The organism is Sphingobium sp. CECT 9361 (assembly GCF_918741285.1).
In the GTDB taxonomy this organism is placed as follows: Bacteria; Pseudomonadota; Alphaproteobacteria; order Sphingomonadales; family Sphingomonadaceae; genus Sphingobium.
Genome location: NZ_CAKKNC010000001.1, coordinates 265,611 through 282,467, shown reverse-complemented (window position 1 = coordinate 282,467; position 16,857 = coordinate 265,611). Strand labels below are relative to the sequence as shown.

The following is a 16,857-nucleotide window of genomic DNA, read 5'->3' as shown; positions in this document are numbered from 1 at the left end:
GCGTTGCACACCCGATGAGAGACGTTTCCCCCGAATCACCCGAAGCGCGCCGCGAACGGCTGATCGTCGAGCCGGAGGTAGCACGCCGGTCGCGCCTGTCGCGCCTGCGCCCCGGCGCAAACGCGATTCAGGTGATGAAGCGCGTTGCCGTGGGCGTCTATACCGACGGCTTCATCCATGCTGGCAATCTGGCCTATATGTCGTTGCTGACGCTGTTTCCCTTCTTCATTGTGGCGGCGGCGATCACCAGCGCGTTCGGGCGCACCAGCGACGGCCTCGCCACCGTCAATGCGTTTCTGCTGACTGTGCCGCCGGGCGTCGGCGACGTGCTGCGCGGTCCGATCAATCAGGTTATCAACGCGCGCCTGTCCGGCGGCGTGCTATGGCTGGGCGCGCTGGTGGGCCTCTGGTCGGTGGGCAGCCTGATCGAGACGATCCGCGACATCCTGCGCCGCGCCTACGGCACAAAGAGCGGCCATGCCTTCTGGCAATACCGCCTCGGATCGATCGGCATCATCTTCGTCAGCGTCTTTGCCGCCATGTTCGCGCTATCCATGCAACTGGCGCTGGCGGGTGCGGAGGAGTTTCTGGTCCGCGTCCTGCCCTTTGCCGACGATGCCATCCGCATCGTCACCGCCAGCAAGCTGGTGCCGATGGCGATCCTCACTCTCGCGCTCTATTCGCTGTTCGTGTCGCTTACCCCCAGCAAATATCGCGGATCGCAGTTCCCCAAATGGCCCGGCGCGATATTGACGGCGGGCTGGTGGTACGGCACGCTGATCCTGCTGCCCATCGCGCTTTCCAACCTTTCGAGCTACGACTTGACCTATGGCAGTCTTGCCGGTGTCATGATCACGCTCATTTTTTTCTTCCTCGTCGGGCTTGGCGTGGTAATTGGCGCCGAACTCAATGCGGCGCTGGCGGATTTCCCCGATGGGGAAACACCCCCGGCGGCGCAAACACCAAAGGATTGAACGGCAATGACGGACGGGAACACGGGCACCCTCATGCAGGGCAAACGCGGTCTCATCATGGGCCTTGCAAACGACAAGTCGCTGGCCTGGGGCATTGCCAAGGCACTGCATGCCCAGGGCGCGGAACTCGCCTTTTCCTATCAGGGGGAGGCGCTGGAAAAGCGCGTACGTCCGCTCGCGGAACAGGTCGGTTCGGATTTCCTGATCCCGTGCGACGTCTCCGACATGGCGCTGCTCGACGCGACCTTCGCAACGCTCAAGGAACGCTGGGGCACGATCGACTTCATCGTCCACGCCATCGGCTTTTCCGACAAGAATGAGCTGCGCGGCAAGTTCTACGACACCAGCCTCGACAATTTCCTGATGACGATGAACATCTCGGCCTACAGCTTCGTCGCGGTCGCCAAGCGCGCGCGCGAGCTGATGCCCGATGGCGGATCGCTGCTGACGCTGAGCTATTATGGCGCGGAAAAGGTGATCCCCCATTACAACGTCATGGGCGTGGCCAAGGCCGCGCTGGAAACCAGCGTCAAATATCTGGCGATGGACATGGGCCCGGAAAATATCCGCGTGAACGCCATTTCCGCCGGGCCGATCAAGACGCTGGCCGCCAGCGGCATTGGCGATTTCCGCTACATCCTGAAATGGAACGAATATAACTCGCCCATGCGCCGCAACGTTACCATCGACGATGTCGGCGGCGCGGGGCTGTACTTGCTCAGCGACCTCGCCAGCGGCGTGACCGGCGAAATCCACCATGTCGATGCAGGCTACAACGTCATCGGCATGAAAGCCGAAGACGCACCGGACATCGCACTGGACAAGTAACCCATGCCCACGGTTTGGCGCGATGGGAATTTGCGCGTCGTTATCTACACGGACGGCCATCCCCCGCCCCATGTTCATGTGTTCGGGGATGGCGAGACAAGGATCGCCCTCACAGGCCGCAACGGCCAGCCGGAGGTGGTTCGCATCGTGGGCGCAAATCTGCGCGAGAGTCGACGGGCGTTGGGAATTGTGCAAGAAAAGCACGACTATCTGATCGAGAGATGGAACAGCATTCATGGGTAAATTGACCCAATCCCAGTTCGAAGCCGCGGTGCAACGCGGCGACCGCGATCTTGCGACCAAGCCGCGCGCGCGCGCGGTGCGTTATGATCGCAGCACCGGACAAATCGTGATCGATCTGGTCAGCGGTGCGGTTTTTGCTTTGCCTGCCACGCTTTTACAGGGATTGGAGCACGCCAGCGCGGAGCAACTGGAGCAGGTCGAAATTGCCGGTGCTGGCTTTGCCCTCCATTGGGAAGAACTGGATGCAGACCTGACGGTGGAAGGACTGCTCGCCGGTCGTTTCGGAAGCGCGCGCTATATGGCGGAACGCTTCGGCGCGGGTTGGGATAGCGAAGCCGCCGAATGAGCTTCAACACATTCGGTCGCGTATTCCGCTTCACCACCTGGGGTGAGAGCCATGGCCCTGCCATCGGCGCAGTCGTGGACGGTTGCCCTCCCGGTCTCCTGATCGACGCCGAAGTCGACCTTCAGCCGTTCCTCGACAAGCGCCGCCCCGGCACCTCCAAATTCACCACCCAGCGGCAGGAGCCCGACCGGGTCCGCATCCTGTCGGGCGTGTTCGAAGGGCGCACCACCGGCACACCCATCAGCCTGATGATCGAGAATGTCGATCAACGGTCGAAGGATTATTCCGACGTCGCCAAGGCTTACCGCCCCGGCCATGCCGACTATGCCTATGACGCCAAATATGGCTTTCGCGATTATCGCGGCGGCGGGCGTTCCAGCGCGCGCGAGACTGCCTCCCGCGTGGCGGCGGGCGCCGTGGCGCGGCTCGTCATCCCCGATGTCGATATCTTCGCTTATGTCAGCGAGATCGGCGGCGACGCCATCGATCCGGCCCGCTTCGACGCGGCACAAATAGACGAGAACCCCTTCTTCTGCCCCGATCCGGTCGCAGCCAAACGCTGGGAAACGCTGGTCGATGGTGCCCGCAAGGACGGATCGTCGCTTGGCGCAGTCGTCGAGTGCATCGCAATGGGCGTTCCCGCAGGCTGGGGCGCGCCGCTCTATGCCAAGCTCGACAGCGAACTCGCCGCCGCGATGATGAGTATCAACGCGGTCAAGGGCGTCGAGATCGGTGACGGTTTCGCCGCCGCGCGCCTACGCGGCGAGGACAATGCCGACCCGATGCGCCCCGGCGCGGACGGCAAGCCTGCCTTCATGGCCAATCACGCCGGCGGCATCGCGGGCGGCATCGCCACGGGTCAGCCGATCAAGCTGCGCGTGGCGTTCAAGCCCACCAGCTCGATCCTGATCCCCGTCGACACTGTCACGCGCGAAGGCGAAGCCGCCGACATCATCACCAAGGGTCGCCACGATCCCTGTGTCGGCATTCGTGGCGTACCGGTAGTGGAAGCGATGATGGCGCTGGTGCTGGCGGATCAGCGATTGCTCCACCGGGCGCAGTGCGGGGAAGCCGGGGACTGAGGCTTTTGCGCGACGGGAGCGGAAGCAAGCGCCCGACCCCTCTATCGAGGGGTATGACCTAGCGCCCTCCGCCCCGACATCGCGCCTCTCAAAAGCTGTACCGCGCACGCGCGATCAACCGATTGCCATCGTGCCGGTTGTCATATCCCCCCGCCGGAACATCATCGCGCTCAATGCCCGTGCCGACATAGTCGACCGCAATCGACAAGGGGCCGCGCACATGCTCGACCCCCAGCCTCCAGTTTACATAAGTGCCGCCGGGGCGCAGCCGGTTGGCGCGCCCGGTGCCGTCGCTGTCCCCCGAAGAGCGCCCGATCCCCGCCACGACAGTCAGCGGCGTCGCGGGTATGCCGGCAGACATATCGGCAAACAGGTGCAGGTTGCTGCCGCCGATGGCGTCTTGATGCGGAGCGTAGTTGGCACCCGCCTGCAGCCGCACCGGCCCATAGCTGTAACTGGCCGACCCACCCAACTCGCCATAGTTCAGCGGCTCCTCTTTCCCTGCGGTCGACCCTCCCGAGACTTGTCCTCCCACGAACAGATGCCCGGTCGCCTGCGCCCTCAGCGTGAACCCCGCCACGGTCCAGCCCGACGCCAAACCGAGATCGACCACCGCATCGCTTTGCCCATGGCGCACCGCATTGCGCAGGGCCGCCACACGGGCCGTCGCTTCGACGCGACCGATTTGCGCGAACAGATCGGCGGACGCCGAAGCGCGGCCTTCGCTCCAGCTCAGGCCGCGTCGGTTCTCCTCCGTCGTCGCTTCGACACTCACTACAGGCATGGCCTGCGCGGCGGCGTCACCGGCGGCCATGCTCATGACCACGGGCATCGCAGCCAGGCCGGTGCGGATCGAACGGCGCAGCACCTTCATCCGGCCGGAACCGCAGCGCCCAGACGCTCGACTTCGGCCGTCAATACGGCATGGTCTTTCTCCGCTGCGGCCAGAAGGTGTCGCTGAATGTCGTCCGTGCGCAACGCGACATCCTGCGCAATGGCTGCCGTGTTGGTGCTGCACCAGCCAGGGCGGCTGCCCTTGACGACAGTGTCGCTTTCAAAAGCGCGCGTCATCACCGCGCCGGACGCATGACGCGCTTCGCGGTTCACCGATATTTTTGCCGTCCATGCGCAGCGCAGGCTGGACGCGCGCCCACCGGGGGCCGCGGACCCGATCTGCTTATGCGACACATCGACGTTCCCGCGATAATGCGCATCGACTGCGCCGCTGCGATGATCGATCTGGACGCGATGCTCCGCCGCGGCACTCGAAGCGGCAGCCAGAAGCCCCAGCGACAGGCCCGCTACAATTACACTGGTCATTATCAATCTCCTGACGATGCCTCGGCCTATTGTTGGCCAATGACGAAACCGACATGTGTCGGCACTTCACCAATGCACGGTCTGCGCGGTCGTTCCAGTTACCTTTTGTTTCCGGCACTCGGATCGGCGCCTTGTTTGGCATATTGGTATCAGCAGGTTTTTCTTGACATTACGAACCATATAGGTTATCCGCCTTAACACTTCCTATCTGTCTGGCCAGATATACGGGAAAGAAAGGTCCTGTTCGGCACAAGCGGCAACGCAACTGTCGGGCAGGAGCGGTCGGCGCGGAACCATCCGGATTTACAGGATATCCGCAACCGGCTTCGGTTCAGCAACACAGTCTGTAGGGGCGTTGCTGGGGCGTGCTACATATAGGGACAGGAGAACGGGGGACGACCCTGTTCGTCTGATCGTTCCGCGTAGCGTACCGCAGTGGCCAACCATAATTGCCTCCCCCCGAAAGGGAACAGCAGACTCAGCCGAAGCCACCCCTATAAAGCCTCGATGCTTTATAGACACTACCGTTACCAAGTCGTCGAGCACCGGGTGACCGAGGCAAGGACGCGCCGACCGTCAACTTTCTGCATGTGCACCGCACAAAGCGCCCCCGCGCGCCCGTTGGAGAAAATCCAACACGCGCAGAGACATCCGCCCCACCCACAACCACCCTCATCCCAGCGCAGGCTGGGATCTCAAGCGGCCTTTAGATAAGGCCAAAAACGTCGCGCCATAACCCACTGCCCCGCGCCTCGCCTGAGATGTCGTAGAGAGTCACGTGCCTCTCTACGACCTACGCTGGCAAGACGACAGGAGGTAGTGCGCTCTTTCTAGCACCCCGCAAAAGCAAACGGACCGCTTCCGACCAATTATGGTCGATCCGCATCTCCGAAACGCCCCCTCAATGCGGACATTGCCCAACCAGTAGGCGCAAGCTAACCTAGCTAATCATCAAAAATTTGGACTTGATTATGGAACTCGACGTAGCGCGCCGGTTAATGACTGAACTCAAAAAAAGTGATGCTCATCTCAATGCTATTTCACACATAGTGGAAGAAATTGAGAACGAAGATGAGCGCAGAATTATGCGAAAAAGGATCGCAACCGCTATTGCAGAAATATATACTGCGATATGGCGTCCTTTAGAAAGGGAGCACCCGTCTTTAGAAGAAAAATGAAAAGTCCGGTATTCAAGACGGTAGTGGGTTCACTTTGAATGGCTGATATTCAAGCAGATAGGCCGAAAGCCGCCGTTCCCCTATCCACCCACCCATCCGTCACCCCAGCGAAAGCTGGGGTCTCATGCGGCGTCGGTATGCCGATTGCCCAAAAAGCTATTGCGGGGAGCAGCCAACCTGTGTGTGCCCTGTCCACCCCAACCCACCGCACCACATTCCCACCTTGCGTTGCGGCAGCGCGTCTGACTTGATAGGCAGGACGCAACAGCATCGGGGTCGATCCCGCGAACATCACTCTGCCGGGGGACCGCATGGCCAAGCGCCTTACTTCCATCATCCTGATCGCCATGATCCTTGGCGTGCTCGTCGGTTATGTCGCGAATCAATGGTTTGGCGCGAACGCGGATCAGGCGAAAGACGTTGCCAGCTATTTCCATCTGCTCGCCGACATATTCCTGCACCTGATCAAGATGATCATCGCCCCGCTGGTGTTCGCGACCCTGGTCTCCGGCATCGCGCATATGGGCGACAGCGCCGCGCTGGGGCGGATCGGCGGGCGGGCCTTGCTGTGGTTCGTCACCGCCAGCCTGATTTCGCTTAGCCTAGGCCTCGTCTTCGTCAACTTCTTCGAACCGGGCGTCGGCCTCAACCTTGTCCAGAGCGGCGTGGATTCCGGTGTCGATACCAAGGCGCTGAACTTCCGCGACTTCGTACTGCACATCTTCCCGACGTCGATGGTGGAGGCGATGGCCAGCAACGCCATCCTTCAGATCGTCGTCTTCTCGCTCTTCTTCGGCGTTGGCCTCACCGCCATTGGCGAAAGGGGCAAGCCCATTGTCGTCGCGGTGGAGGCGCTGGTCGAGCTGATGCTGCAGATCACCAGCTACGTCATGAAAATGGCGCCGCTCGCGGTGTTCGGTGCCATCGCCTCTGTGGTGACGGTGCAGGGGCTGGGCGTGCTCGTTACCTTCGGCCAGTTGATCGGTGAGTTCTACCTTGCGCTGGCGACCCTGTGGCTGATCCTCGGCTTTGCGGGCTTCCTCGTCCTGGGCAAGCGCATCTTCCGCCTCGCCCGCTATATCCGCGAACCGCTGCTGATCGCTTATTCTACCGCCTCATCTGAGGCCGCCTATCCCAAGCTGCTGGAACAGCTCGACCGTTTCGGCGTGCCGCGTCGCATCTCCAGCTTCGTGCTGCCTTTGGGCTACAGCTTCAATCTCGACGGGTCGATGATGTACGCGGCTTTCGCCACCATCTTCATCGCGCAGGCTTATGGCATCGACTTGCCGATGAGCACGCAGATCACGATCCTGCTGGTGCTGATGATTACCAGCAAAGGCATCGCCGCCGTCCCCCGCGCTTCGCTGGTGGTGGTCGCCGCCACGCTGGCGCAGTTCAACCTCCCGGTCGAAGGCGTTGCGTTCATCCTCGCCATCGACCAGTTCCTCGACATGGGCCGCACCGCCACCAACGTCGTCGGCAACGCCATTGCGACATCGGTGGTTACCAAATGGGAAGGCATGCTGGAAGTCGAAGAGCCGGACTATGTCGAACCGCCCCACGCCCCGGCGCACACGGCGGCAGGCGGCATGGCCGGACTGGACCTCGCGCCGGACATGGTCGAGGATAAGCGGAAGGGGTGAGGGCTACCCGGGCACTATGGGCCGCGCAGCCCCGTCAGGCAGGTGGACCTTCGGGATATTGCGGCCTGCCATCGTCGATCACAAGCCATGCTTGCTTGCACGATATCCAGATATGTTCGGACGGCGCAAAGCGGTCGGGATCGTCCAGACTACCCATGGTCAACCCGACGGTATTGGCACTCTGCCTTTCGGAAAATAGGCTCGTGCCGCATCCGGTGCAGAAACCGCGCCTTACCCCTGTATCGGCATCGAACCAGCCAATCGGCCCGGACATAGCAACCGAGTCGAGCGGCACCATCACTCTGGCGTAAAAGGGCGCGCCAGTGGCTTTCTGGCATCGCCGACAGTGGCAGGCCCTTATGTTGATAGGCTCGGCATCGGAACTGTAGCGGCAGGCACCACACAAACACCCGCCTTCGATGCTGATGCCCATGGTCGTGCCTACACCCGCATCGGCATCAGCACATACAGCGCCGCGCTTTTGTCATTCTCCCGGATCAGCGTCGGCGCTGCGGCATCGGCGAGGTGCAGTTCCACGATGTCCCCGTCGATCTGCCCCAAAATATCGAGCAGATAGCGCGCGTTGAACCCGATCTCGAAATTGTCGCCCGCATAATCGCCCGACACTTCTTCCGCCGCCGTGCCGTTTTCAGGGCTGGTGACCGACAGCGTGATCTTGTCCTTGTCGAGCGCCATCTTGACTGCACGGGTCTTTTCCGTGGCGATGGTCGCGACGCGGTCCACGCCCTGCTCGAAACTGCGCGGGTCGATCCGCAGCAGCTTGTCGTTCCCCGTCGGGATGACGCGGCTGTAATCCGGGAAAGTGCCGTCGATCAGCTTGCTGGTCAGGATCGCGCTGCCGATGCCGAAGCGGATCTTGCCCGCCGACAGCGACACCGACACGCTGCCGTCCACTTCATCGAGCAGCTTGCGCAGTTCCGCGATGCACTTGCGCGGCACGATGATGTCCGGCATCCCTTCGGCGCCGTCGGGCCGCGCCACGGTAACACGCGCCAACCGATGGCCATCGGTCGCCGCCGCCTTCAGCACCGGCGTCGGATCGTCCGACACGTGCAGGAAGATGCCGTTGAGATAATAGCGCGTTTCCTCGGTCGAAATGGCAAAGCGCGTCTTGTCGATGATCTGCTTGAGCACTTCGGCGGGCAGTTCGAAACTGACCGGCAGGTCGCCTTCCGCGATGATCGGAAAGTCGTCGCGCGGCAGGGTCGACAGGTTGAACCGGGCGCGGCCCGCCTGGATCAGCATCTTGCCTTCGGCCGCCTGCAGCGACACCTGACTGCCCTCGGGCAGCTTGCGGGCAATGTCGAACAGCGTATGCGCCGAAATCGTCGTCGCACCGGCGGTTTCGACCTGCGCCTGCACGCTTTCGACCACCTGCAGGTCAAGATCGGTCGCCATCAGCTTGATCGCGCCATCCGCCGTCGCTTCGATCAGCACGTTGGACAGGATAGGGATAGTATTACGCCGCTCGACCACGGACTGGACATGGCCCAGACTCTTGAGGAGCGTCGCGCGTTCGATGGTGGCCTTCATTCCCTGGTCCCGCTTCTATTCTGCTTGCCTGCGTGGGCGCCGCCCGATTCCGGGTGGACGGGCAAGATGCCAGTCCTTCATTACCAACAATGCAACGAGGGGCAAGCGGTCCCGCTTGCAAAAAAGTGCCGCTTAGGCTTTGCGAGGGTGTGATGAACCGCGTGCGCCGTCTTTATGCTCTCCTGATCGTGCTTGCGCTCGCAGCGCCAGGCGCAGCAGCGGCGCGGGATTCGCTCGGCATCTTCGAAAGCTGGGGCGCATTTCGCGATCCGGCCCGAAATGTAATGGCGCTGCGCTGCTACGCCATCGCTCAACCGGCGCGCCGCAGTGGCGGCGGCGCGAAGTGGCAACCCTTCGCCTCCATCGCGACATGGCCGCGCCAGAATGTTCGCGGCCAACTGCACATCCGCCTCAGTCAATCGCGCAAGTCCGGCAGCAGCGTATCGCTTAGCATCGGCGACCGCCGCTTCGCGCTGGTGGCCGGAAACGCCGACGCCTGGGCGCCCGATAAACAGACGGACGCCGCCATCGTCGCCGCCATGCGATCGGGCACGAGCATGAGCGTGCAGACCGTCGCCAGCACCGGTCGCGCCTTCGCCGACACCTACGCCTTGCCCGGCGCGGCAACGGCGATGGACGCCGCCGCATTGGGCTGCTCCCGCCGCTAAGCCGGAAAACTGGTAATGTAGGGAATTTCCCCTTATACGCGCCCTCATGCAAATTCCCGGACATATCGATCCGGTGCCGGTTCCGCGCACCGTGACGCCCCGTGCCGATGGGCGCGTGGATCTGCTTGGCCTCAACAAAGCGCAGATTCAAAGCGCGCTGAGCGAAGCGGGGCTGGACCTCAAGCAAGCCAAGCTGCGCGCCAAGCAACTGTTCCACTGGCTCTATCATCGCGGCGAAACCGATTTCGCGGCGATGACCGATCTTGCCAAGCCCATGCGGCTGTGGATGGCGGAACGCTTCATCGTCGGCCGCCCCGAAGTGGTCGAGGCGCAGGTATCGAATGACGGTACGCGCAAATGGCTGCTGCGATCCGACGATGGGCAGGATTACGAAATGGTGTTCATCCCCGATGCGGATCGGGGCACGCTCTGCGTGTCAAGTCAGGTCGGCTGCACCCTCAACTGCCGCTTCTGCTACACCGGCACGATGCGGCTTGTCCGCAACCTCACGCCCGGTGAAATCGTGGGACAGGTCATGCTGGCGCGCGATGCGCTGGGCGAATGGCCCAAGGGCAACATGGCCGCCGCGGTAGACGACGAAGACGAGGATGAGGACGCTCCGCTCTACACCACCGATGGACGCATGCTGACCAACATCGTGATGATGGGCATGGGCGAGCCACTCTATAATTTCGAAAATGTGCGCGACGCGCTCAAGGTCGTGATGGATGGCGACGGCCTTGCGCTGTCCAAACGCCGTATCACGCTGTCGACCAGCGGCGTCGTCCCTTTGATGGCGCGGGCTGCCGAAGAGATCGGCGTGAACCTTGCCGTATCGCTCCATGCCGTAACCAAGGAAGTGCGCGACGAGATCGTGCCGATCAACCGCAAATATGGGATAGAAGAACTGCTGCAGGCGTGTGCCGACTATCCCAAGGCGAACAATGCGCGCCGCATCACCTTCGAATATGTGATGCTGAAGGACAAGAACGACAGCGATGACGACGCGCGCGAACTCATCCGCCTGATCAAGCATTACAAGCTGCCTGCAAAGGTGAACCTGATCCCGTTCAACCCATGGCCCGGCGCATTTTACGAATGTTCCTCGCCCGAACGGATCAAGGCGTTCAGCAACCTGGTTTTTGCGGCCGGCATATCCGCACCGATCCGCACCCCGCGCGGGCGCGACATCATGGCGGCCTGCGGTCAGCTCAAATCGGCATCGGAAAAAAAGAGCCGCGCCGAACTCGACCGGATGGCGGAGGAAAAGCAGGCGGCGCTTGGCTGACGCGCCGCCGATCTATCCGGATGACGCGGCAGTCGTAGCGGTCGGCGAGCGCTTCGCTGACCTGACGCTGCCGAAGCAGGAGTGGACCCACGCGGCGCACTTTGCTGCCTGCCTGTGGATGCTCGCCCATAGACCGGACCTGGATGCGGAACGCGATATGCCCGATATGATCCGCCGCTATAATGCAGCGACAGGAGGCGTGAACAGCGCGCACGCCGGTTATCATGAGACGATTACGCTGGCATCGATTCGGGCCGCCCGAGCGCATCTGGGGGAACCGTCCCCCGAAACGCCCCTGAATCGCGTCCATGCTACGCTGATGGCGGGGCCATCTGGCGCCGCCAACTGGCTTTTTCACTATTGGTCGCCGGAAATTCTAATGCATCCATCCGCCCGATCGACATGGGTAGCACCAAATTTGCGACCGCTACCATTCTGAAAAATGGCGGAAAAGCTGGCGATTGCAATCTTTGCATCTGCAATATCGCCGTTCGCACTTGCAGCAAATGTCCTCCGCTGTCACAAGGATCGTGCCTTTCAGGCATCCTCTCCTAAAACTTTTCGGGCTGATCTTCGGATCGGCCCTTTTTTTTGGCGTCCGATTATTCTATGACGACCTCGCTGCTGTCGCGCCGAATAACATAATTTGGAGCGGTGCCGCCGGTAAGACCGGCATGGCGAGGCTGTGGCATGGGGGATTGAGTACACGTAAGGGTGGCTCTCCCCCATCCTTGCGGGAAAAATCCTGCCCCCATGTAACCGCGCGCACATTCCTTTCGTATCTGTGTTACGATAGCGTCGAAGGCCGATGCCGATACCGCGCTGGGGAGGCGATGTTCATGAGCCATGAAGACAGGATCGCGGCGGGATCGCTGGTCAAGCGACACCGACTTTCGACACGGATATGGCACTGGGTGAACGCCATTGCCATCGCGACGCTGTTCATGAGCGGTCTTGGCATCTTCAACGCCCATCCGCGCCTCTACTGGGGCAATTACGGCGCCAATTTCGATACGCCCTGGCTCGAACTCGATCGCTTCCCCGGCTGGATTACCCTGCCCGGAAGCTACAGCCTGTCGATGTCGCGCCAGTGGCATCTGGCCTACGCCCTGATCTTCGCCTTCGCCTTGCTGGTGTATATGATCTGGAGCCTCATCAACCGCCACATCAGCCGCGATCTTGCTTTCCGGCGCGAAGAACTCGAGCCGCGCCATATATGGCAAGATATCAAGGACCACGCCCGCCTGCGTTTCCCCACCGGTGCAGCGGCGCTCCGCTACAATGTACTGCAAAAGGCCAGCTACATCGGCGTCATTTTTATCCTGATCCCCGGCATCATCTTTACCGGGCTCGCCATGTCGCCAGGCATGGATGCAGCGTGGCCTTGGCTCACGCAGATATTCGGCGGTCGACAGTCGGCACGGTCGATCCACTTCATTTTCGCCTTTGCGCTCATCGGCTTTTTTCTGGTGCACATACTGATGGTGCTATTGGCCGGGCCGATCAACGAAGTGCGCTCGATGATAACCGGCTGGTATCGTGTGCCGCCGGAACGCCGCACCGGGGAGCATGGCCAATGACATTTATGTCCCGCCGCTCCCTGCTGACCGGCCTTGCAGCGACGGCAGGCGGATTGCTCACCGGCTGCGACAAGCTCGCGCAGAGCGAGGATTTCCGCAAAGCCCTGTTCAGCGCGGAGAACGTCCACCGCTGGACCCAGCGCGCCTTGACCGATCGCCAAGCCTTGGCACAGGAATTTACGCCCGACCAGATGTCCCCCTATTTCCGCCCCAATGGCACCCGCAATCCGGGAACGGCGGAATATACCGCGATCTCCGCCAATAACTTTGCCGACTGGCGACTAAAGGTCACCGGCCTCGTCAACCGTCCTCTGTCGCTATCGCTACCGCAGATCAAGGCGCTGCCGCACCGGGAGCAGATCACCCGCCACGACTGTGTCGAAGGCTGGAGCGCCATCGGAAAGTGGCGCGGCGTGCCGTTGCGTACGATCCTTGACGGTGCGCAGCTCAAGACCAGCGCCAAATATCTCGTCTTCCATTGCGCCGATACCAATGGCGGGGCGCGGCCTTATTATGAAAGCATCGACATGGTTGACGCTTTCCATCCCCAGACAATCCTTGCCTTTGCCCTCAACGACAAACCGCTGTTCGTTGCCAACGGCGCCCCCTTGCGCCTGCGGGTCGAGCGCCATCTGGGTTATAAACATGCCAAATATCTGATCGGCATCGAAGCAGTCGACAATCTTGCCGGCATCCACGGCGGCAAGGGCGGCTATTGGGAAGATGTCGCTGGCTATCAATGGTATGCAGGCATTTGACGAACGCCAATTGGCTTCCTAGGTTTCCGCTATGTGGTTGCTTGATCGCCTTCTTCCAAAGTTAATCCGCAAAGGCCGCCTGACCGTCATCGACCCTGTCGGTACGGCCAAAAGCTATGGCGACGGCGATCCAGACTGGCCCGCTCTCACCATGCGACTGCACGATGCCAAGGTGGCGCGCGACATAATCCGCGATCCGCGGCTGGGTGCTGGCGAAGCCTATATGGACGGCCGCTATTCGATAGAAGGCGGCGACATACTGGACTTCGTGACCTTCGTTCGCGCCAACCGCCCTTGGGAAAGCGGCGATTATGGCCTGAAACGCCCCGGAGCGGTGCGCAGCCTCACCACCAGCATTGTCGGTCGCGTCAATCGCCTGAACCAGCGCCGCAGTTCGCGCGCCAATGTGGCGCATCATTACGACCTGTCAGACCGATTGTACGACCTGTTCCTGGATCGCGACCGACAATATAGCTGCGCCTACTGGACCGATCCGGCCAACAGTCTGGAACAAGCGCAGGCCGACAAGCTGGCGCATATCGCGGCAAAGCTGCATCTATCGGCAGGGCAGAAGGTTCTCGACATCGGCTGTGGCTGGGGCGGGATGGCGCTTTACCTAAACCGCACCTGCGACGTCGACGTGTTGGGCATCACTCTCTCGGAAGAACAGTTGAAGGTCGCGCGGGAACGGGCCGCGGCAGCGGGCGTGTCCGAGCGGGTGCGCTTCGAGCTGTGCGACTATCGCGATGTTACCGGGCAATTCGACCGGATCGTCTCGGTGGGCATGTTCGAACATGTCGGGCCGCCCAACTACCGCGAATTTTTCCGCACCTGCCACAATCGCCTGACGTCGCAGGGCGTGATGCTGCTCCACACCATCGGGCGCATCAACAAGCCCGGCACCACCGACGCATGGACGCGCAAATATATCTTCCCTGGCGGCTACAGCCCATCGCTCAGCGAAATCATGAAGGCGAGCGAGCGCAACAAGCTGATGATCACCGATGTGGAAGTGCTGCGCCTCCACTACGCCTACACGCTGCGCGAATGGTACAAGCGCGTGCAGGACAAGCAGGCGGAAATCGAAGCGCTCTACGACGCGCGCTTCTTCCGGATGTGGAGCTTTTACCTGGCCGGGGCCACCGCTGCGTTCGAAAGCGGCGGCATGGTCAATTTCCAGCTACAGTATAGCCGCGACAGGCATACGCTGCCGATCACGCGGGACTATATGCATGAGGCCGAGCAGGCATTGCGCGCGAAGGGGTAGAGCCGAGACGTCAGATGTCCTCGTCATCCCGGACTTGATCCGGGATCCCGCTACCTTGAACCGTCGCAAGCAGAACCAACTGGACCCCGGATCAAGTCCGGGGTGACGGCGTATAATTGTACCGAGCGTGATCCCACAAAAAAGACCCGATGATCACTCACCGGGCCTTTTGTAATCTTATGCTGCAGCTTTCGAACGCGCCTGCTTCTTGCGCTCGTTCGGGTCGAGCCAGCGCTTGCGCAGGCGGATCGACTTGGGCGTCACTTCGACCATTTCATCGTCATCGATGTAAGCGATGGCCTGTTCCAGCGTCAGCTTCTTCGGCGGGGTCAGGCGAACCGCGTCATCCTTGCCACTGGCGCGGAAGTTGGTGAGCGCCTTGCTCTTCATCGGGTTGACTTCAAGATCGTCGGGCTTCGCGTTCTCGCCGATGATCATGCCTTCGTAGAGCGCTTCGCCCACGCCAACCATCAGGATACCGCGTTCTTCCAGCGGACCCAGCGCATAGGCATTGGCTTCGCCCGCACCGTTGGAGATCAACACGCCGTTCTTGCGGCCTTCGATCTTGCCCTTATGCGGCCCGTACTTCTCGAACAGGCGGTTCATGATGCCCGTGCCGCGCGTATCGGACAGGAATTCGCCATGATAGCCGATCAGGCCGCGTGACGGTGCGGAGAAGGTGATGCGCGTCTTGCCACCGCCCGAAGGACGCATGTCGGTCAGTTCTGCCTTACGCACAGCCATCTTGTCGACGACGGTGCCCGAATATTCTTCGTCCACGTCGATTACGACGGTTTCATACGGCTCTTCCAGACCGGTTTCGCCATCGCGGAACAGCACGCGTGGGCGGCTGATGCCCAGTTCGAAGCCTTCGCGACGCATGGTTTCGATCAACACGCCCAACTGCAATTCGCCGCGGCCAGCGACTTCGAAGCTGTCCTTGTCGGCGCTTTCGGTCACCTTGATCGCAACGTTCGATTCCGCTTCGCGCGCCAGACGGTCGCGGATCATACGGCTCGTCACCTTGGTGCCTTCGCGGCCCGCCATCGGCGAATCGTTCACGGCAAAACGCATCGAGAGCGTGGGCGGATCGATGGGCTGTGCGTGCAGCGGCTCGGTCACCTGCGGATCGCAGATCGTGTTCGACACGGTCGCGACGGTCAGGCCAGCCAGCGAGATGATGTCGCCTGCCTTGGCTTCGTCAACAGGAACGCGCTCCAGACCGCGGAACGACATAATCTTCGACGCGCGGCCGGTTTCGATGATCTTGCCATCGTTATCTAGCGCGTGGATCGCCTGGTTGGTCTTGACCGAACCGGAGAAGACCAGACCGGTCAGGACGCGACCAAGGAAGTTGTCACGGTCGAGCAGCGTCACGAGGAACTTGAACGGACCGTCGGGATCGGCGGACGGCGGCGGAACGTGATCGACGATCTTCTGGAACATCGGCGTCAGTGTGCCTGAACGCGCCTGCGGATCTTCGCTGGCGTAGCCGTTACGGCCCGATGCGTAGAGGACGGGGAAATCGAGCTGCTCGTCGGACGCTTCCAGGCTGACGAACAGGTCGAACACTTCATCGAGCACTTCCTGAATGCGCTCGTCAGGACGGTCGACCTTGTTGACGACCACGATCGGACGCAGGCCCAGCGCCAGCGCCTTGCCAGTCACGAACTTGGTCTGCGGCATCGCGCCTTCCGAAGAGTCGACCAGCAGGATCACGCCGTCGACCATCGAGAGGATGCGCTCCACTTCGCCACCGAAGTCGGCGTGGCCCGGCGTATCCACGATGTTGATGCGCGTGCCTTCCCACTCGATGGAGGTCGGCTTGGCAAGGATGGTGATCCCGCGTTCTTTTTCCAGGTCGTTGCTGTCCATTGCGCGCTCTTCGACGCGCTGATTGTCGCGGAACGTGCCGGACTGACGGAAGAGCTGATCAACGAGGGTGGTCTTGCCATGATCGACGTGCGCGATGATGGCGATATTACGCAGGGACATGAGATGCCTTTGGGATATAGGGTTCCGATCGACATAAAGCCGTATCGGGTGTCGCGGCCCCATAACGGAAACTTGCCAATCCCGCAACCTTGACGATCCTGCATGCAGGTGCACGCCTGCCGCATCGCGCATT

At 61.5% G+C, this 16,857-nt stretch carries 18 protein-coding genes; 13 read left to right on the top strand and 5 right to left on the bottom strand.

Annotation, left to right across the window (positions count from 1 at the left end):
• Positions 1-14: 14 nt before the first annotated feature.
• The 5 genes from LQ220_RS01195 to aroC are packed head-to-tail and all read left to right on the top strand — an operon-like array spanning position 15 to position 3,473.
• Entirely contained in the window at positions 15-974 is a 960-nt protein-coding gene (locus LQ220_RS01195; protein WP_230186456.1) for a YihY/virulence factor BrkB family protein, read from the top strand.
• 33 nt (positions 975-1,007) lie between these two features.
• Entirely contained in the window at positions 1,008-1,802 is a 795-nt protein-coding gene (gene fabI / locus LQ220_RS01190; protein WP_230187218.1) for an enoyl-ACP reductase FabI, read from the top strand.
• Positions 1,803-1,805: 3 nt separating this feature from the next.
• Entirely contained in the window at positions 1,806-2,045 is a 240-nt protein-coding gene (locus tag LQ220_RS01185) for a DUF4160 domain-containing protein (protein ID WP_230186455.1), read from the top strand.
• Positions 2,038-2,391, top strand: a complete 354-nt coding sequence (locus LQ220_RS01180) for a DUF2442 domain-containing protein (protein ID WP_230186454.1) — start codon at positions 2,038-2,040, stop codon at positions 2,389-2,391. Before LQ220_RS01185 ends, LQ220_RS01180 begins: the two co-directional genes overlap by 8 nt.
• A complete protein-coding gene (gene aroC, locus LQ220_RS01175) occupies positions 2,388-3,473 on the top strand; it encodes a chorismate synthase (RefSeq protein WP_230186453.1) in 1,086 nt (361 codons plus the stop codon). The genes LQ220_RS01180 and aroC overlap by 4 nt, the downstream gene beginning before the upstream one ends.
• 88 nt (positions 3,474-3,561) lie before the next feature.
• Here aroC and LQ220_RS01170 read toward each other — a convergent pair whose 3' ends face one another.
• Positions 3,562-4,347, bottom strand: coding sequence for a TorF family putative porin (locus tag LQ220_RS01170; protein WP_230186452.1), 786 nt, complete (start codon positions 4,345-4,347; stop codon positions 3,562-3,564).
• Positions 4,344-4,793, bottom strand: a complete 450-nt coding sequence (locus LQ220_RS01165; RefSeq protein WP_230186451.1) for a hypothetical protein — start codon at positions 4,791-4,793, stop codon at positions 4,344-4,346. The genes LQ220_RS01170 and LQ220_RS01165 overlap by 4 nt, the downstream gene beginning before the upstream one ends.
• A 971-nt stretch (positions 4,794-5,764) precedes the next feature.
• Between LQ220_RS01165 and LQ220_RS01160 the strand changes: the two genes are divergently transcribed.
• Both LQ220_RS01160 and LQ220_RS01155 read left to right on the top strand, forming a co-directional pair.
• Entirely contained in the window at positions 5,765-5,971 is a 207-nt protein-coding gene (locus tag LQ220_RS01160) for a hypothetical protein (protein WP_230186450.1), read from the top strand.
• Positions 5,972-6,282: 311 nt separating this feature from the next.
• Positions 6,283-7,614 carry a dicarboxylate/amino acid:cation symporter gene (locus LQ220_RS01155; protein ID WP_230186449.1) on the top strand — a complete coding sequence of 444 codons (1,332 nt, stop codon included), beginning with the start codon at positions 6,283-6,285 and terminating at the stop codon, positions 7,612-7,614.
• A gap of 34 nt (positions 7,615-7,648) precedes the next feature.
• On the opposite strand, the gene LQ220_RS01150 is transcribed toward LQ220_RS01155, so the two are convergent.
• Complete coding sequence (locus LQ220_RS01150) at positions 7,649-8,047, bottom strand: GFA family protein (RefSeq protein ID WP_230186448.1); 399 nt, start codon at positions 8,045-8,047, stop codon at positions 7,649-7,651.
• An 8-nt stretch (positions 8,048-8,055) separates the two neighbouring features.
• Positions 8,056-9,168 carry a DNA polymerase III subunit beta gene (gene dnaN, locus LQ220_RS01145; RefSeq protein ID WP_230186447.1) on the bottom strand — a complete coding sequence of 371 codons (1,113 nt, stop codon included), beginning with the start codon at positions 9,166-9,168 and terminating at the stop codon, positions 8,056-8,058.
• 161 nt (positions 9,169-9,329) lie between these two features.
• Between dnaN and LQ220_RS01140 the strand changes: the two genes are divergently transcribed.
• From LQ220_RS01140 to LQ220_RS01115, 6 genes are all read left to right on the top strand, one after another.
• Positions 9,330-9,836, top strand: coding sequence for an invasion associated locus B family protein (locus tag LQ220_RS01140; protein WP_230187217.1), 507 nt, complete (start codon positions 9,330-9,332; stop codon positions 9,834-9,836).
• A gap of 46 nt (positions 9,837-9,882) precedes the next feature.
• Positions 9,883-11,124: a 23S rRNA (adenine(2503)-C(2))-methyltransferase RlmN gene (gene rlmN / locus LQ220_RS01135; protein WP_230186446.1), complete on the top strand. Its 1,242-nt coding sequence runs from the start codon at positions 9,883-9,885 to the stop codon at positions 11,122-11,124.
• 10 nt (positions 11,125-11,134) lie between these two features.
• Complete coding sequence (locus tag LQ220_RS01130; protein ID WP_230187216.1) at positions 11,135-11,563, top strand: hypothetical protein; 429 nt, start codon at positions 11,135-11,137, stop codon at positions 11,561-11,563.
• Positions 11,564-11,963: 400 nt separating this feature from the next.
• Positions 11,964-12,704, top strand: coding sequence for a cytochrome b/b6 domain-containing protein (locus LQ220_RS01125; RefSeq protein ID WP_230186445.1), 741 nt, complete (start codon positions 11,964-11,966; stop codon positions 12,702-12,704).
• Positions 12,701-13,462, top strand: coding sequence for a molybdopterin-binding protein (locus LQ220_RS01120; RefSeq protein ID WP_230186444.1), 762 nt, complete (start codon positions 12,701-12,703; stop codon positions 13,460-13,462). The genes LQ220_RS01125 and LQ220_RS01120 overlap by 4 nt, the downstream gene beginning before the upstream one ends.
• A 31-nt stretch (positions 13,463-13,493) precedes the next feature.
• Positions 13,494-14,729: a cyclopropane-fatty-acyl-phospholipid synthase family protein gene (locus tag LQ220_RS01115; RefSeq protein WP_230186443.1), complete on the top strand. Its 1,236-nt coding sequence runs from the start codon at positions 13,494-13,496 to the stop codon at positions 14,727-14,729.
• Positions 14,730-14,906: 177 nt separating this feature from the next.
• On the opposite strand, the gene typA is transcribed toward LQ220_RS01115, so the two are convergent.
• Positions 14,907-16,724 (bottom strand): translational GTPase TypA, encoded by a 1,818-nt coding sequence (gene typA / locus LQ220_RS01110; RefSeq protein WP_230186442.1) that lies wholly within the window; start codon positions 16,722-16,724, stop codon positions 14,907-14,909.
• Positions 16,725-16,857: the final 133 nt, after the last annotated feature.

Coding starts and splice junctions, on each gene's coding strand:
- LQ220_RS01195 (WP_230186456.1), top strand. CDS start 15: ATGAGAGACGTTTCCCCCGAATCACCCGAAGCGCGCCGCGAACGGCTG.
- fabI (WP_230187218.1), top strand. CDS start 1,008: ATGCAGGGCAAACGCGGTCTCATCATGGGCCTTGCAAACGACAAGTCG.
- LQ220_RS01185 (WP_230186455.1), top strand. CDS start 1,806: ATGCCCACGGTTTGGCGCGATGGGAATTTGCGCGTCGTTATCTACACG.
- LQ220_RS01180 (WP_230186454.1), top strand. CDS start 2,038: ATGGGTAAATTGACCCAATCCCAGTTCGAAGCCGCGGTGCAACGCGGC.
- aroC (WP_230186453.1), top strand. CDS start 2,388: ATGAGCTTCAACACATTCGGTCGCGTATTCCGCTTCACCACCTGGGGT.
- LQ220_RS01170 (WP_230186452.1), bottom strand. CDS start 4,347: ATGAAGGTGCTGCGCCGTTCGATCCGCACCGGCCTGGCTGCGATGCCC.
- LQ220_RS01165 (WP_230186451.1), bottom strand. CDS start 4,793: ATGACCAGTGTAATTGTAGCGGGCCTGTCGCTGGGGCTTCTGGCTGCC.
- LQ220_RS01160 (WP_230186450.1), top strand. CDS start 5,765: ATGGAACTCGACGTAGCGCGCCGGTTAATGACTGAACTCAAAAAAAGT.
- LQ220_RS01155 (WP_230186449.1), top strand. CDS start 6,283: ATGGCCAAGCGCCTTACTTCCATCATCCTGATCGCCATGATCCTTGGC.
- LQ220_RS01150 (WP_230186448.1), bottom strand. CDS start 8,047: ATGGGCATCAGCATCGAAGGCGGGTGTTTGTGTGGTGCCTGCCGCTAC.
- dnaN (WP_230186447.1), bottom strand. CDS start 9,168: ATGAAGGCCACCATCGAACGCGCGACGCTCCTCAAGAGTCTGGGCCAT.
- rlmN (WP_230186446.1), top strand. CDS start 9,883: ATGCAAATTCCCGGACATATCGATCCGGTGCCGGTTCCGCGCACCGTG.
- LQ220_RS01125 (WP_230186445.1), top strand. CDS start 11,964: ATGAGCCATGAAGACAGGATCGCGGCGGGATCGCTGGTCAAGCGACAC.
- LQ220_RS01120 (WP_230186444.1), top strand. CDS start 12,701: ATGACATTTATGTCCCGCCGCTCCCTGCTGACCGGCCTTGCAGCGACG.
- LQ220_RS01115 (WP_230186443.1), top strand. CDS start 13,494: ATGTGGTTGCTTGATCGCCTTCTTCCAAAGTTAATCCGCAAAGGCCGC.
- typA (WP_230186442.1), bottom strand. CDS start 16,724: ATGTCCCTGCGTAATATCGCCATCATCGCGCACGTCGATCATGGCAAG.